Raw genomic sequence first — 15,423 nt, forward strand, 5'->3', positions numbered from 1 at the left:
CCGCCCTACCTCGGCATACAGGCTCCGCGCAGCACGCCAGACCGCGCAGCACGCCAGACGAAGAAGGTCGAGGATGACCCAGCAGACAGCACCACCCGTGGTCGAGATGACCGGCATCAGCGTCGAGTTCCCGCCGGTGAAGGCCCTCGACGGCGTCGACTTCCGCCTCCGCCCCGGTGAGATCCACGCCCTCATGGGCGAGAACGGCGCGGGCAAGTCCACGCTCATCAAGGCCCTCACCGGGATCTACTCGCCGACGGCGGGGACCATCCGGGTGGACGGCGTCGAGCGCCGGTTCACCGGCCCCGCCGACGCCAGGGCGCACGGCGTCAGCACCGTGTACCAGGAGGTCAACCTCTGCGAGAACCTCACGGTCGCCGAGAACATCATGCTCGGCGCCGAGCCGCGCCTGCTGGGCGGGCTGAACTGGCCGGCGATGCGCCGGCAGGCAGCGGCACACCTCGACCGGATGGGCCTGACGATCGACCCGGGGTCCTCGCTCGGCTCGCACTCGCTGGCGGTGCAGCAGCTCGTGGCGATCTGCCGGGCCACGGTGGGCGACTGCAAGGTGCTCATCCTCGACGAGCCCACCTCGAGCCTCGACACCGACGAGGTGGCGCGCCTGTTCGACGTCATGCGCGGCCTGCGCGACAGCGGCGTGGCGATCCTGTTCGTGAGCCACTTCCTGGACCAGGTCTACGAGGTGTCCGACCGGATGACCGTGCTGCGCAACGGCGGGCTGGTGGGGGAGTTCGTGACCGCCGACCTGCCGGCCGCCGAGCTGGTGCAGCACATGATCGGTCGCTCCATGGACCTGCTGGAGGCCGCGGAGGAGGTGCTGGAGCACACCGAGCGGCCCGCCGGCGCCACCCCGCTGCTGCAGGTGGTCGGCCTGGGCCGCAAGGGCTCGGTGCAGCCGTTCGACCTCGACCTGTACGAGGGCGAGGTGGTGGGCCTCGCCGGGCTGCTCGGCTCGGGCCGCACCGAGCTGGCGCGCCTGCTCACGGGCGCCGACCGGTCCGACGTCGGACAGACCAGCGTGGGTGGGAAGGCGGCGCGGCTGCGCACGCCGCGCGCGGCGATGCGGCACCGCATCGCGTACACCTCGGAGGACCGCAAGGGTGAGGGCGTCGTGGACGGCCTCACCGTGCGGGAGAACATCGTGCTCGCGCTCCAGGCGGAGCGCGGCTGGATGCGGCCGCTGCCCCGTAAGCAGGTGGACGAGCTGGTCGCGAAGTACATCGAGCAGCTCGGCATCCGGCCGGCGAACCCCGAGGCGCTGCTGCGCAACCTGTCCGGCGGCAACCAGCAGAAGGTGCTGCTCGCGCGGTGGCTTGCCACCGCGCCAAGGCTGCTCGTCCTGGACGAGCCCACCCGCGGTATCGACGTCGGCGCCAAGGCCGAGATCCAGAAGCTCGTGGCCGAGCTGGCCGCCGACGGTATGTCGGTCGTCTTCATCTCGGCGGAGCTGGAGGAGGTGCTGCGCCTCTCGCACCGCATAGCGGTGCTGCGGGACCGCCGCAAGGTGGCGGAGATCGACGGGACCCGGGCCTCGATGGACCAGGTGGTCGACCTCATCGCGGGGGGTGGTGCGGCATGAGGGACGTGCTCCGCCACCACCTGTTCTGGCCGGTGGCCGCCCTGATCGCGCTGCTGGTCGCCAACACGGTCGCCCGGCCGAGCTTCCTGGCGATCACCGTCCGGGACGGCCACCTGTTCGGCGCCCCGATCGACATCCTGCGCACCTCGGCGCCCCTGCTGCTGGTCGCCCTCGGCATGACCCTCGTCATCGCCACCCGCGGCATCGACCTGTCGGTCGGCGCGGTGGTGGCGGTCTCCGGGGCGGTCGCGCTGTCGCACATCGCGTCGTCGCCGAACCCGGAGTCGCCGGTCACGGTGCTCACCGCCGTCGGCCTGGCGCTGGTGCTGTGCCTGGTGCTCGGGGTGTGGAACGGGTTCCTGGTGTCCGTGCTCGGCATCCAGCCGATCATCGCCACGCTGATCCTCATGACGGCGGGCCGCGGCGTGGCCATGCTCATCACGAACGGCATGATCACCACGGTCAACAGCGCGCCGTTCAAGGTGCTGGGCTCGGGTTTCTGGCTCGGCCTGCCCGTGGCGGCCGTGCTCGCGTTCGGCGTGTTCGCCGTGGTCGCGTTCGTGGTGCGGCGCACGGCGCTCGGCATGCTCCTGGAGGCCACCGGCATCAACCCGGCGGCGAGCCGGCTCTCCGGCGTGCAGTCCAGGACGCTCACCTGGACCGTCTACGCGGCCTCCGGCCTGTTCGCGGGGCTCGCGGGCCTGCTGATCAGCGCCGACACCATGGCGGCCGACGCCAACAACGCCGGCCTGTTCATCGAGCTCGACGCGATCCTCGCCGTGGTGATCGGCGGCACGGCGCTCTCGGGCGGCAAGTTCAACCTGTCGGGCACCCTGGTGGGCGCGCTCGTCATCGCCACCCTGGAGCGGACGGTCACGGTGCTCGGTATCTCGCCGCTGGTCACACCCCTGTTCATGGCCCTGGTCGTCATCGCGGTGACGCTGCTGCAGTCACCGCGGATGCGCGAGCGGCTCGCGGCGGCGGCCCGCCGTCGGACGGCGACCACGCCCGCGCCGCGGCCCGCCGCCAGCCCCGACTCGACGGAGGTGAAGGCCGGATGACGACGTCGGCCCCCGCCCGCGCGCCCCGCTCCCGCAGGGGCGGCGCGCTCAAGCTGCCCACCCGGCTCGACCGGCGCTACCTGCCGGTGCTGGGCACATTCGTGGTGCTCGCGCTCATGCTGGTCGTGGGCGGCACGCGCTACGACAACTTCCTCACGCCCGCCGTGGTGTCCAACCTGTTCATCAACAACGCGCACCTCATCGTGCTCGCGGTGGGCATGACGTTCGTGATCCTCACCGGCGGCATCGACCTGTCGGTCGGGTCGGTGCTCGCGCTGTCCACCGTGATCACCGCCGCGCTGCTGCAGGCGGGCTGGCCGGTGGGCGTGGTGATCCCGCTCGCCGTGGGCGCCGGCACGATGATCGGCCTGGCGCACGGCGTGATGATCCACTACTTCCAGGTGCAGCCGTTCGTGGCGACGCTCGCAGGCATGTTCTTCGCGCGCGGGCTGTGCTTCCTCATCGCACCGGAGTCCATCGCCATCGACGACGCGTCCTTCGTCGAGCTCGCGAGCTGGGTGCAGATCTTCGGCGAGTGGCGCATGACGTCCAGCGTGCTCATCGGGCTCATCGTCGTGGGCCTCGGCTTCCTGGTGCTGCACTTCACGCGGTTCGGCCGCACGGTGTACGCGATCGGCGGCGGCGAGCAGTCCGCGCTGCTCATGGGCCTGCCCGTGGCGCGCACCAAGGTGCTCGCCTACGTGGTGAGCGGCACGTGCGCGGGACTGGGCGGGCTGCTGTTCGCGATGTTCTCCCGGTCCGGGTACTCGCTCACCGGCGTGGCCATGGAGCTCGACGCCATCGCGGCCGTCGTCATCGGCGGCACGCTGCTGACGGGCGGCACCGGCTTCGTGCTCGGCTCGGTGCTGGGCGTGCTGGTGCTCGGCCTGATCCAGACCATCATCACCTTCGAGGGCACCCTCAGCTCCTGGTGGACCAAGATCGTGATCGGCGTGCTGCTGCTGATCTTCGTGGCCCTCCAGCGCGTCCTGACCCTCCGCCGCACGTAAACCAGAGGTCCGCTTCGAGCACGGGATCTGGCCTGGAACCGGGCCGAGATCCAAGCCAGATCCCGTGCTCGAAGCGGACCTTCGCTCCCGACCACAGGCACCACCCGGCACAGCGACGTGACGAAAGGAAGTACAACGATGAAGAGACCCACGACCAACCCACCGAGACGGCGGACCGCCCTCGTGGCGGCCGCGCTCACGCTCGGCCTGGCAGCCCCGGCGGCCGCCGCCCCCGCCCTGGCACCTGACGCCGGCCTGGCACCTGACGCCGGCCTCGCCTCCGCCGCGGAGGCGACCACGTCGCCGTCGGCCACCGCCGCCGACGGCGAGTACGCCGCCTACTTCTTCCCCTACTTCACCGGCGAGTCCACGGCCGACGGCGAGACCATCTCGTTCGCGGTCTCGAACGGCCCCGACCCGCTGGAGTGGACCACGCTGAACGGCGGCGAGCCGGTGCTCACCTCCACACTCGGGACCAAGGGGCTGCGCGACCCGTTCCTGATCCGCGGCGAGGACGGCACGTACTACCTGCTCGCGACGGACCTGAAGATCTACGGCGGCGGCAACTTCGGCGACGCTCAGGAGACGGGCAGCCGCTCGATCATGGTCTGGGAGTCCACCGACCTGGTGCACTGGGGCGAGCAGCGCGAGATCGAGCTGGCCCCGGAGAACGCGGGCAACCTGTGGGCGCCCGAGGCGTACTGGGACGCGGCGGCCGGCGAGTTCGTCGTCTACTGGGCCTCCGCCCTGTACCCGGCGGACGTGCCGCCCGCCGAGCGCGACATCCGCGACTCCTACCAGCGCATGCTGTACGCGACCACCACGGACTTCGAGACGTTCTCGGAGCCGCGGCCGTGGATCGACGAGCCGCAGGGTGACGGCCTGGGCATGATCGACTCCACGGTCCAGGAGGAGGACGGCGTCTACTACCGCCTCACCAAGGACGAGTCCTACATGGGCATGCGGCAGGAGTCGTCCACCGACCTGCGCCGCACGCAGGGCGTGACCGAGGGCGACGGCTGGGACCTCATCACCGAGCGCGTCGGGTTCGGGCAGCCCAACCCCTGGGGCGGCACGTTCACCGGCGGTGAGGGGCCCACGCTGTTCCCGTCGCTCACCGACGACCGCTGGTTCCTGCTCCAGGACCAGCCGAGCTACCACGGCGGCCAGGGCTACATGCTGTTCGAGTCCGACGACCTCGCGAGCGGCGAGTGGACGGCCAACCTCGACGCGATCCTGCCGGCCAGCCCCCGGCACGGCACGGTGCTGCCGATCACGGCCGAGGAGCGCGACCGCCTGCTGGCCGCGTACCCGCCGGCCGAGACCCCGGTCCAGGAGCACACGCTCGACGTCGACGCCGCGGCCGCCGGCACCGAGATGAGCGACGACCTGTACGGCGTCTTCTACGAGGACATCAACTACGCGGCCGACGGCGGCCTGTACGCCGAGCTGGTCCGCAACCGGTCCTTCGAGTTCGCCCCGACGGACAACCGGAACTTCACCGGCATGACGGCGTGGGACGTGGTGCAGCGGGGCTCGTCGGGAACGGCGCAGGTCGAGTCCGAGCGGAGCGAGTGGCTCAACGACGCCAACCGGGCCTACCTCACCGTCGAGGCCGACGGCCCCGGCGTCGGCGTACGGAACGCGAGCTACAACGAGGGCTTCGCCATCGAGCGGCGCAAGAAGTACGACTTCTCGGTGTTCGCGCGCGCGGAGCGCGGGCAGCGCCTCACCGTCAGCCTGGAGTCGCCCGACGGCGCGACGACGTACGCGTCCACCACCGTCGTCGTCGACGGCACCGACCGCTGGAAGAAGCGCACGGCCACGCTCACCGCGAACCGCACCGTGAACGACGCCCGGCTCGTGGTGACCGGCGGCGCCCGCGGCACGCTGCGCCTGGACATGGTCTCGCTGTTCCCGCGCGACACCTGGGTGGGTCCGGTCAACGGCCGCTCGGTGCTGCGCGCGGACCTCGCCCAGAAGGTCGCCGACCTGGAGCCCTCGTTCCTGCGGTTCCCCGGCGGCTGCGTCACCAACGTGGGCACCTTCGACACGTACCTGGAGTCGGACGGCGCCGACCGCCGGCGGACCTACCAGTGGAAGGAGACCATCGGGCCGGTCGAGCAGCGGCCCACGAACTGGAACTTCTGGGGTTACAACCAGACCTACGGCCTGGGCTACCTGGAGTACTTCGAGTTCGCCGAGGACCTGGGGGCCACGCCGCTGCCGGTGCTCTCGGTGGGCGCGAACGGCTGCGGCAGCACCATCCCCGAGATGACCGACGACGCCCGTATCGACCGCTGGGTGCAGGACACCGTGGACCTCATCGAGTTCGCCAACGGGTCCGTGCGCACGAAGTGGGGCCGGGTGCGCGCCGCGCTGGGGCACCCGAAGCCGTTCGACCTGAAGTACATCGGTCTGGGCAACGAGGAGAACACCGACACCTTCCAGGCCAACTTCCCGCGGTTCCGGGACGCCGTCGAGGCCGCGCACCCCGAGGTCACCGTGATCTCCAACTCCGGCCCGGACGACACCGGCGCCCGGTTCGAGGAGCTGTGGGAGTTCAACCGCGAGCAGGGCGTCGCGATGGTCGACGAGCACTACTACAACGACCCGTCGTGGTTCCTGTCGAACACGGAGCGGTACGACTCCTACGACCGCGAGGGCCCGCACGTGTTCCTCGGCGAGTACGCGTCGCGGGGCAACGCGTGGTCGAACGCGCTGTCCGAGGCCGCGTACATGACCGGCCTGGAGCGCAACGCCGACCTGGTCGAGCTGGCCTCCTACGCGCCGATGTTCGCCAACGAGGACTACGTCCAGTGGTCCCCGGACATGATGTGGTTCGACAACGACGAGTCGTGGGGCTCGACGTCGTACTGGACCCAGCAGATGTTCATGACGAACAGGGGTGACGAGGTGGTCCCGTCGGTGCACGACGGCCCGGAGGAGACCCCTGCGGACATCTCGGGCGGCGTCTTCCTCTCCACCTGGAACACGCAGGCGGCGTACGACGACGTGGTGGTCACCGACAACGCGTCGGGTGAGGTGCTGTTCTCCGACTCGTTCGACGACGCCTCCGGCTGGGACCCGCAGTCCGGCTCGTGGGCCGTGGCCGACGGCGAGTACGTGCAGTCGGCGGGCAACGTGACCGACGCCCGCTCGATCATCACCGACGCCTACACCAGGGATTGGGACAACTACACCCTGGAGCTCGACGCCCGGAAGCTGGGCGGCAGCGAGGCGTTCCTCATCGGGTTCGCCGCGGGCGGCCGGGACGACTTCTACTGGTGGAACCTCGGCGGGTGGAACAACACCCGGCAGGCGCTGCAGCGGGCCGACAACAGCTCGGCCAACGAGGTGGCGGCGGTCGAGGGGCACCGGATGGAGACCGGCCGGGACTACCACGTCAAGATCGTGGTCTCGGGGCGCACCATCGCGCTCTACCTCGACGGCGTGCTGCAGATGAGGTACACCGAGCCGACCACCGAGTCGCTGTACCAGGTGGTCACGCGGGACGCCGAGACGGGTGAGCTGGTGCTCAAGGTGGTCAACCCGTACGAGTCCGTGGCGCGCACGGCCGTGTCGATCGCGGGGGCCGAGGTGGCCGACGAGGCGGCGGTGACCGAGATGAGCGGGGCGCCGTCGGCGCGGAACACCAAGACCCAGCCCGAGCGGGTGGTGCCCGTCGAGGGGTCCGCGACGCTGGACGTCTCACACCCGGACGGCGGGTCGGGGTTCACCTACGACTTCCCGGCCCACTCGATCACCTTCCTCCGGTTGTCGGAGGTGGGGTAGCCCTGGGGTGCGCCCGGCCGTCCTCCGGCCGGGCGCACTTCTCGTCGGGCTAGCCGGGCGCCCTGTACCGTCCGTCCGGCCCGACGCACTTCGCCGTCGCGCGGGCGGGGCCGGCGCACCCGCCGTCGTCAGGCCGACCGGGCGTGCCGCCGGAAGAGCGGGATGACGACGCCCGCCACCGCCAGGTGCATCGCCGCCAGCGCGAGCCGGGTCGCCGTCGGCGCATCGGCCGTGAGCGGCCCGATCAGCGACAGCAGCAGGAACACCACGGCGGCGACGGTCCAGATCAGCTTGGCCCGCGCCGTGAACCGCTCCAGCGCCGCGAGCAGCGCCCAGCCCGCGAGCCCCGCGACCGCCGGCACGAGGACTACCGCCAGGATGCCGATCTCCATCGGGCCGCTCGGCTGCTGCACCGTGAGGTCGACCCCGGCCAGCGAGGCGATCCCCCAGACGACGATGGCGGCCAGCACACCGATGCCGATGGCGGCGAGGCGGCTGGTGCGGCGCGCGGCCAGGTTCGGGCCGGTTTCGGTGCTCGACGACATGCGGTGCTCCTCGTTCGGAGGGACAGATCGGGCCCACGGCGCGAACCCGACAAAAGCCTAGGGACGGGCCGCAGTCGCGTCGAGGGGCCGAAAGTACTCGGCCGCCGTACGGACGTACCGAAATCGGAGCGCCAGGCGCTCCGGGTCCCGTACGGTGGTCCGGTGAGCAAGCTGCCCGAGGACGTCCGGGAACACGCCGTACCCGATCCCGCCGAGCTCCGAGAGCTCGTGGCCGATCTGCGCCGGCTGGTGCTGACGTACAAGTTCGGGATCGACGAGGTCATGACCAAGATCTCGATCCTGCGCGACGAGTTCCGGCACATGCAGAACTACAACCCCGTCGAGCACGTGGGGTCGCGGCTCAAGTCGTTCGAGTCGATAGTCGCCAAGTGCCGCCGCAAGGGCATCCCGCTGACGCCCGAGGGTGTCCGGGCGCAGATGTTCGACATCGCGGGCGTGCGCATCACCTGCAGCTTCGTCAACGACATCTACCTGGTGCGCGACATGCTCCTGGGGCAGTCGGACATCACGCTGCTGGAGGAGCGGGACTACATCAAGCACCCGAAGGCGACCGGGTACAAGTCGCTGCACCTCATCGTGCAGATCCCGGTGTTCCTGTCCGACCGGGTCGAGCACGTCATCGTCGAGATCCAGCTCCGCACGATCGCCATGGACTTCTGGGCCAGCCTGGAGCACAAGATCTACTACAAGTACGACGGCGACGTGCCCCGCCACCTCACCGACTCGCTCAAGCTCGCCGCGGACGTCGCGTGGTCGCTCGACACCTCGATGGAACGCATCCACGACGAGGTCAAGGCCATCTCGGGCGACGAGGAGCCGGTGGCGAGCCGGCACAACCTGCACACGCCGGAGGAGATGCTGCGCGACTTCTGGCGCGCCGCGGAGGCCGACGGCGGCTTCGGCTTCGACAGCGAGACCTGACCCGGCCCCCGAACCCTTCGGGCGTGCAGGTCACACGGGGTGACCTGCACGCCCGGCACGTCGTCAGTGGGACGTCAGGGTGCCCGACAGCGCCGTCCAGGACTCCGGGGCCAGCGTCACCGTCGTCGTCGAACCGCCGTTCGCGGCCCCGGCCACCTGGCCGGCGACGTCGAAGGCGCACCACTGCTCTGCGGCCACCTTCCGCGCGTGCTCCGGGCCGGCGACGGCGGGCTCGTGGTCCGCTGTCATGGTCCAGCCCTCGGCGAGCTCCAGCACCGAGCCGAGGTGCGCGAGCTCCACCTCGACGGGTTCGGGGGAGCGGTTGGTCAGGAACAGGGCCACCGCGCCGTCCGCCAGCGTGGCCGCCGCCGTCACCGACGGGACCTCGCCGTGGGCCGCGGTCGGGATGGTCGGGGTGGTCACGCGCAGGTCGAGCGCTTCCCCCTGGGCGAGCCGCGCCGTCGTCGCGAAGGGGTGGAAGGTCGGCTGCCGCCACGCCTCGCCGCCGGGCTCGGTCATGATCGGCGCGATCACGTTGACGAGCTGGGCGAGGCACGCCACGGGCACCCGGTCGGCGTGGTTCAGCAGCGTGACCAGCAGGTCGCCCACCACCACGGCGTCGAGCGCCGAGTAGACGTCCTCGATGATGCGCGGCGCGTCCCGCTGGACCGGCAGGTTCTGCTCGCCGTGGAAGCGGGTGGTCAGGTACCAGACGTTCCACTCGTCGAACGAGATGGTGATGCGCTTGTCGGAGCGGCGCTGCGCGCCCACGGCGTCGGCGGAGGCCACCACCCGCTCGATGAACCGGTCCATCGCGGTGCCCGACCCGAGGAAGGACGCGCGGTCGCCGTCCACCTCCTCGTAGTACGCGTGCATCGAGATGTGGTCCACCAGGTCGTAGGTGTACTCGAGGACCGTGCGCTCCCACTCGCCGAACGTGGGCATGCCCATCCCCGACGAGCCGCACGCCACCAGCTCGATCGAGGGGTCCACCTGCTTCATCGCACGGCCGACGTTGCGGGCGAGCTTGCCGTACTCGTGCGCGTCCTTGTGCCCGACCTGCCACGGGCCGTCCATCTCGTTGCCCAGGCACCAGAGCCGGACGCCGTAGGGCTGCTCCCGGCCGTTCGCGATGCGCAGGTCAGCCCATCGCGTGCCCGCCTCGCCGTTGCAGTACTCGAGCAGGGCCACCGCCTCCTCGACGCCGCGCGTGCCGAGGTTCACCGCCATCATCGACTCGACGCCCTCGCGCTCGGCCCACTGCAGGAACTCGTCGGTCCCCACGAGGTTCGGCTCGACGGTGCGCCAGGCGAGGTCGAGGAACGGCTTGCGCTGCTCGACGGGCCCGACGGCGTCCTCCCACCGGTAGTTCGACACGAAGTTGCCGCCGGGGTACCGGACGGTCGTCACCCCCAGCTCGCGGGTCAGGTCGGCGACGTCGCGGCGGAAGCCGTGCTCGTCCGCCGTCGGGTGGCCGGGCTCGTGGATGCCCGTGTAGACCGCGCGGCCCAGGTGCTCCACGAAGGAGCCGAACAGGCGGCGGTCGACGGCGCCGACGGTGAAGTCGGGGTGCAGCAGGACGCGGGTGCGGGAGGTCGTCATTGTTCCTCAGCTGGTGGGGTCGGCGGTTCTACAACGTTGCACAGTAGCGGATGGACGACGCGGGAGCGACGCCCGTCCTCTACCCTGTGGAAAAACTCGCGGAGCGGAGGCTGGCAGCGTGGCCGTGACGATGCACGACGTGGCGCAGCGCGCCGGCGTGTCCATCAAGACCGTGTCGAACGTGGTGAACGGCTACCCGTACATCCGCGCCGAGACCCGGCGGCGCGTCGAGACGGCCATCGACGACCTGGGCTACCGCGTCAACATGTCCGCCAGGAACCTCCGCACGCGCCGCACCGGTCTGATCACCCTGGCGGTCCCCGAGCTGTCGCTCCCGTACTTCGCGGAGCTGGCCGACGCCGTCATCTCCGCCGCCGACGACGCCGGATGGACCGTGCTCATCGAGCAGACCTCCGCCAGCCGCGAGCGCGAGACCGAGGTGCTATCGGGCCGGCGCAGGCACCTCACCGACGGGCTGATCTTCTCGCCCCTCGCCCTCGGGCCCGACGACCTCGGCCTGTTCTCGGTGGACTTCCCGCTCGTGATCCTCGGCGAGCGGGTGTTCGGCGCGCCGGCGGACCACGTGACCATGAACAACGTCGCAGCGGCCAAGGCGGCGACCCTGCACCTGGCGTCGCTCGGCCGGCGCCGGATCGCACTGATCGGGGCGCACGAGGGTGAGCGGGTCGGGTCGGCGGCGCTCCGGACCACCGGATACCGCCAGGGGCTGGAGGAGGCCGGGCTGCCGTTCGACCCGGAGCTCGTGGGCGAGGCCGGGCTGTGGCACCGCTCCACCGGCGCGGAGGCGATGCGCCGCATGCTCGACGGCGGTGTGGAGCTCGACGCGGTCTTCGCGCTCAACGACGCCCTGGCCCTGGGCGCGCTGCACGCCCTCCACGCGCACCGGATCGAGGTCCCGGGGGAGGTGGCCCTCATCGGGTTCGACGACGTCGACGACGCCAGGTACTCGGTGCCCGCGCTGTCGTCCGTCGACCCGGGCCGGGACCAGATCGCGCAGACCGCGGTGGAGCTGCTGCTGGCGCGGATCGGCGCGACCGGCGACCCGGCGCCGTTCCGGAAGGTGGTGCCGGACTCGCGGATCGTGGGCCGCGAGTCGACGGGCGAGGACGGCGTGGTCGTGAGCGTGCAGCAGGGCGGCACCGAGCCGGTGACAGCGGACCTCACCTGGGCCTGAGTGCCCTGGCCGGGCGGGCCGGGCCGGGTGGGCCTGGCTAGGTGGGCCTGGCCGGGTGATCGGTAGTCCGTCAGGTGATCGGCACCTCGGACTGCCGATCAACTGACGAACTACCGATCACCGCATCCAGCCCTTGCCACAGCAGCACGGTTGCCGGTAGAACGGTGCCCGGCATTCCTACAACGTTGAAAAGTGACCCGGCGACGACGCCGGGTGCGCCGTGGTCGCCGACGACGGGGCACCGAATCAAGGAGGACTCGGATGCGTACTTCAGCCCGGCGCAGAGGCGTGGCTGCCGCCGCAGCGATCGCCGTATCCGCCGTCGGTCTCGCCGCCTGCTCCGGCGGGGGTGGTGGCGGCGCCGAGGAGGCGACCTGCACCAACGAGATCAAGCAGCCCGACGCCGCCCAGGTGACCGTCTGGGCGTGGTACCCGTCGTTCGAGTCGGTGGTGGACCACTTCAACGAGACCCACACCGACCTGCAGGTCTGCTGGACCAACGCGGGTCAGGGCGCCGACGAGTACAACAAGTTCCAGACCGCCATCGAGGCGGGCACCGGCGCGCCCGACGTGATCATGCTCGAGGCCGAGGTGCTGCCGACCTTCACGATCCTCGAGTCGCTCGTCGACCTCTCCGAGTACGGCGCCGCCGAGCTGGAGGGCGACTACACGGCGGGTTCGTGGGCCGACGTCTCCAACGGCGACGCCGTCTACGCGATCCCGGTCGACGGCGGTCCCATGGGCATGCTCTACCGGGCCGACATCTTCGAGGAGCACGGCGTCGAGGTGCCGACCACCTGGGACGAGTTCGCCCAGGCCGCACGAGACCTGCGCGACGCGGGCTTCGATGGCCACATCACCGACTTCCCCACCAATGGCGGCGCGCTCAACTACGCGCTGTTCGCGCAGAACGGCTGGGAGCCGTTCCGGTACGACGCCGCGAACCCGACCGAGGTGGGCATCAACGTCGACAGCCCGGAGGCCGAGGAGGTGCTCAGCTACTGGAAGGGCCTGATCGACGAGGACCTGGTGGCCACGGAGGACGCCTTCACCACCGACTACAACGCGGCGCTCGTGGACGGCACCTACGCCGTCTACCTCGCGGCCGCGTGGGGCCCCGGCTACCTGCAGGGCCTCTCGGAGGCCGACGCCGACGCCGAGTGGCGCGCCGCCCCCCTGCCGCAGTGGGACCCCGAGAACCCGGTCCAGGTGAACTGGGGCGGCTCCACCTTCGCCGTCACCACGCAGTCCGAGCAGCCCGAGGCGGCCGCGACCGTGGCCAAGGAGCTGTTCGACACCGACGAGGCCTGGAGGCTCGGCGTCGAGGAGGCGGCCCTGTGGCCGCAGTGGAAGCCGATGCTCGAGTCGGACTGGTTCACCGGCCTGGAGGCGCCGTTCTTCGGCGGGCAGAAGATCAACGAGGACGTGTTCCTGGAGGCGGCTAACGGGTACGAGGGCTTCTCGTTCAGCCCGTTCCAGGTGTACGCCTACGACCAGCAGACGCAGGCGCTGTTCGACATGGTCGAGAAGGACACCGATGCGGCCACCGCGCTGAGCACCATCCAGGACGGCCTGGTGCGGTACGCCACCGAGCAGGGCTTCACGGTCACCGAATGAGCACGGACACGAGGGCTCCCGCGAGCGGGCTCGACGTCGCCACGACCCGGCCCACCAGCAAGATCGCCAGCAGGCGGCAGCGCTGGGGATACGTCTACGTGGCGCCGTTCGCCGTGGTGTTCGCCGTCTTCCTGGTGCTGCCGCTGGGCTACGCGCTGTGGATGAGCCTGCACACCAAGGGCATCGCGACGGCGGGGCGCAGCGTGTTCGTCGGCGCCGACAACTACGTCAAGGCGTTCACGGACCCCGTGTTCCTGGAGGGCCTGTGGCGGGTGCTCCGGTTCGTGCTGGTCATGGTGCCGGTGCAGGTAGTGGTCGCCCTCGTGGCGGCGCTCCTGCTCGACACCCTCGCGACGCGGCTCAGCCGGGCCACCCGCCTGCTCATCTTCGTGCCCTACGCGATCCCCGCCGTGATCGGCGCCCTCATGTGGGGCTTCCTCTACAGCCCACGGTTCGGCCCGGCGCAGGACATCTTCGGCCTGGTGGGCCTGACCGCGCCGAACTTCCTCAGCTCCGCCAACGTGTTCGGGTCGCTGGTCAACATCGTGACCTGGCAGTGGGTGGGCTACTACATGATCATCATCTACGCGGCGCTGCGGTCGATCGACCCGTCGGTCTACGAGGCCGCCGTGCTCGACGGCGCCGACGGTCGGCAGATCGCGCTGCGGATCAAGGTGCCGATGATCTCGTCGTCGATGGTGATGATCGTGGTCTTCGCGCTCATCGGCACGCTGCAGTTCTTCACGGAGCCGCAGGTGCTGCGGTCCTCCGCGATGGGCGCGATCCCGACCGACTACACCCCGAACATGTACGCGTTCGCGACGGCGTTCAACTACAGCCAGTTCAACTACGCGTCCACGCTGGCGTTCGCGCTCGGCTTCCTCGTGTTCGTGGGCTCCTATCTGTTCCTGTTCCTGACGCGCAAGCAGAGCGGGCTGAAGTGATGGCGACCTCGACCCTTCTCTCCGGGACAGACGCGCGGCGCGACACGGCCACGCCTGTCGGCCAGGGCCGCCGCATCGGCTCGCACCTGGTGCTCGTGCTCCTTGCGGTCTACTTCGTGGTGCCGCTGTGGTGGCTGGTCGTCGCGGCCACCAAGTCTAACGCGGGCCTGTTCGCCGGGGCGCCGCTCTGGTTCGGCTCCGAGTTCTCGCTCTTCGACAACATCGCCGGGCTGTTCAGCCACCAGGGCGGCATCTACTGGGTCTGGTTCCGCAACTCCTTCGTGTACGCCGTGGCGGGCGGCGTGGGGGCGACGGTGCTGTCGGTGCTGGCCGGCTACGGCCTGGCCAAGTACCGGTTCCGCGGCCGGAGCGCGTTCTTCGCGCTGCTCCTCGGCTCGGTCATGGTGCCGATGACGGCGCTGGTGATCCCCACCTTCGTGCTGCTGAGCGGCATGGGGCTGCTCAACACGATGTGGGCGGTGATCCTGCCGTCGCTGCTCAGCCCGGTGGGCGTCTACCTGATGCGGGTCTACGCGCAGGACGCCGTCCCCGAGGAGGTGCTCGACGCCGGCCGGGTCGACGGCGCCGGCGAGCTCCGGCTCTTCTTCCAGGTGGTGCTCCCGCTGCTGCGTCCGGCCATCGTGACTGTGCTGCTGCTCACGACGGTCGCCACATGGAACAACTTCTTCCTGCCCTTGGCGGTCCTGCGCGACCCCGACCTGCTGCCGGTGACGGTCGGCATCTCGAACTGGGAGGCCCTCTCGAACGCGGGCGCGGGCGGCGAGCAGGTCTGGAACCTGATCGTCACCGGGTCGTTCATCTCGGTGGTTCCGCTGGTCGCGGCGTTCCTCTCGCTGCAGAAGTACTGGCAGGGCGGGCTGTCGCTCGGCAGCGTGCGCTGAGGCGGGCCGGCCGGCACGCCCCGGTGTGTCGGCCTGCGCGCCCCGGTGTCCCGGCCGCGGTCTCGGCGCACGCGGCCACGAGCCTTCAGGCTTCCCGGACCGGGCTCCCAGCCCGTTGACGGTATCGATGCCGTAACCATCCAAGAAGTGTTCCTTACGTTTCCTCGAACCCCGCTACGGTGATACCGTCGCCGACCGATCGTGTCGGAG

11 protein-coding genes are annotated in these 15,423 nt (G+C 70.6%); 9 read left to right on the forward strand and 2 right to left on the reverse strand.

Annotation, left to right across the window (positions count from 1 at the left end):
- Nucleotides 1-73: 73 nt before the first annotated feature.
- The 4 genes from AC0QU1_RS02730 to AC0QU1_RS02745 all read left to right on the forward strand — a co-directional run bounded on the left by AC0QU1_RS02730 (nt 74) and on the right by AC0QU1_RS02745 (nt 7,466).
- Entirely contained in the window at nt 74-1,600 is a 1,527-nt protein-coding gene (locus AC0QU1_RS02730) for a sugar ABC transporter ATP-binding protein (RefSeq protein ID WP_483574138.1), read from the forward strand.
- Nucleotides 1,597-2,661 (forward strand): ABC transporter permease, encoded by a 1,065-nt coding sequence (locus tag AC0QU1_RS02735; RefSeq protein WP_483574140.1) that lies wholly within the window; start codon nt 1,597-1,599, stop codon nt 2,659-2,661. The genes AC0QU1_RS02730 and AC0QU1_RS02735 overlap by 4 nt, the downstream gene beginning before the upstream one ends.
- Nucleotides 2,658-3,671 carry a galactofuranose ABC transporter, permease protein YjfF gene (yjfF, locus tag AC0QU1_RS02740; RefSeq protein WP_483574142.1) on the forward strand — a complete coding sequence of 338 codons (1,014 nt, stop codon included), beginning with the start codon at nt 2,658-2,660 and terminating at the stop codon, nt 3,669-3,671. The genes AC0QU1_RS02735 and yjfF overlap by 4 nt, the downstream gene beginning before the upstream one ends.
- Nucleotides 3,672-3,809: 138 nt before the next feature.
- The gene (locus tag AC0QU1_RS02745; protein ID WP_483574143.1) at nt 3,810-7,466 is read left to right on the forward strand and encodes an alpha-L-arabinofuranosidase C-terminal domain-containing protein; all 3,657 of its coding nucleotides are present in this window, start codon (nt 3,810-3,812) and stop codon (nt 7,464-7,466) included.
- A 128-nt stretch (nt 7,467-7,594) separates the two neighbouring features.
- Here the strand turns inward: AC0QU1_RS02745 and AC0QU1_RS02750 are convergent, their stop codons facing one another.
- Entirely contained in the window at nt 7,595-8,011 is a 417-nt protein-coding gene (locus AC0QU1_RS02750) for a DUF6069 family protein (RefSeq protein WP_483574145.1), read from the reverse strand.
- 162 nt (nt 8,012-8,173) lie between these two features.
- Here AC0QU1_RS02750 and AC0QU1_RS02755 point away from each other — a divergent pair, with 162 nt between their 5' ends.
- Nucleotides 8,174-8,953 carry a GTP pyrophosphokinase gene (locus tag AC0QU1_RS02755; RefSeq protein ID WP_483574146.1) on the forward strand — a complete coding sequence of 260 codons (780 nt, stop codon included), beginning with the start codon at nt 8,174-8,176 and terminating at the stop codon, nt 8,951-8,953.
- 63 nt (nt 8,954-9,016) lie between these two features.
- On the opposite strand, the gene arfA is transcribed toward AC0QU1_RS02755, so the two are convergent.
- A complete protein-coding gene (gene arfA / locus AC0QU1_RS02760) occupies nt 9,017-10,555 on the reverse strand; it encodes an arabinosylfuranosidase ArfA (protein ID WP_483574148.1) in 1,539 nt (512 codons plus the stop codon).
- A gap of 118 nt (nt 10,556-10,673) precedes the next feature.
- Between arfA and AC0QU1_RS02765 the strand changes: the two genes are divergently transcribed.
- The 4 genes from AC0QU1_RS02765 (at nt 10,674) to AC0QU1_RS02780 (ending at nt 15,213) form a co-directional block, all read left to right on the forward strand.
- A complete protein-coding gene (locus tag AC0QU1_RS02765) occupies nt 10,674-11,750 on the forward strand; it encodes a LacI family DNA-binding transcriptional regulator (RefSeq protein WP_483574150.1) in 1,077 nt (358 codons plus the stop codon).
- Between the two features lie 261 nt (nt 11,751-12,011).
- A complete protein-coding gene (locus AC0QU1_RS02770) occupies nt 12,012-13,367 on the forward strand; it encodes an ABC transporter substrate-binding protein (protein WP_483574152.1) in 1,356 nt (451 codons plus the stop codon).
- The gene (locus AC0QU1_RS02775; protein ID WP_483574154.1) at nt 13,364-14,311 is read left to right on the forward strand and encodes a carbohydrate ABC transporter permease; all 948 of its coding nucleotides are present in this window, start codon (nt 13,364-13,366) and stop codon (nt 14,309-14,311) included. Before AC0QU1_RS02770 ends, AC0QU1_RS02775 begins: the two co-directional genes overlap by 4 nt.
- Complete coding sequence (locus tag AC0QU1_RS02780; RefSeq protein WP_483574156.1) at nt 14,311-15,213, forward strand: carbohydrate ABC transporter permease; 903 nt, start codon at nt 14,311-14,313, stop codon at nt 15,211-15,213. The genes AC0QU1_RS02775 and AC0QU1_RS02780 overlap by 1 nt, the downstream gene beginning before the upstream one ends.
- Nucleotides 15,214-15,423: the final 210 nt, after the last annotated feature.

The organism is Promicromonospora noduliphila, from assembly GCF_056951025.1.

What these genes read in the sequence shown, in the direction of transcription:
- AC0QU1_RS02730 (WP_483574138.1), top strand. Translation starts at nt 74, where the DNA reads ATGACCCAGCAGACAGCACCACCCGTGGTCGAGATGACCGGCATCAGC.
- AC0QU1_RS02735 (WP_483574140.1), top strand. Translation starts at nt 1,597, where the DNA reads ATGAGGGACGTGCTCCGCCACCACCTGTTCTGGCCGGTGGCCGCCCTG.
- yjfF (WP_483574142.1), top strand. Translation starts at nt 2,658, where the DNA reads ATGACGACGTCGGCCCCCGCCCGCGCGCCCCGCTCCCGCAGGGGCGGC.
- AC0QU1_RS02745 (WP_483574143.1), top strand. Translation starts at nt 3,810, where the DNA reads ATGAAGAGACCCACGACCAACCCACCGAGACGGCGGACCGCCCTCGTG.
- AC0QU1_RS02750 (WP_483574145.1), bottom strand. Translation starts at nt 8,011, where the DNA reads ATGTCGTCGAGCACCGAAACCGGCCCGAACCTGGCCGCGCGCCGCACC.
- arfA (WP_483574148.1), bottom strand. Translation starts at nt 10,555, where the DNA reads ATGACGACCTCCCGCACCCGCGTCCTGCTGCACCCCGACTTCACCGTC.
- AC0QU1_RS02770 (WP_483574152.1), top strand. Translation starts at nt 12,012, where the DNA reads ATGCGTACTTCAGCCCGGCGCAGAGGCGTGGCTGCCGCCGCAGCGATC.
- AC0QU1_RS02775 (WP_483574154.1), top strand. Translation starts at nt 13,364, where the DNA reads ATGAGCACGGACACGAGGGCTCCCGCGAGCGGGCTCGACGTCGCCACG.
- AC0QU1_RS02780 (WP_483574156.1), top strand. Translation starts at nt 14,311, where the DNA reads ATGGCGACCTCGACCCTTCTCTCCGGGACAGACGCGCGGCGCGACACG.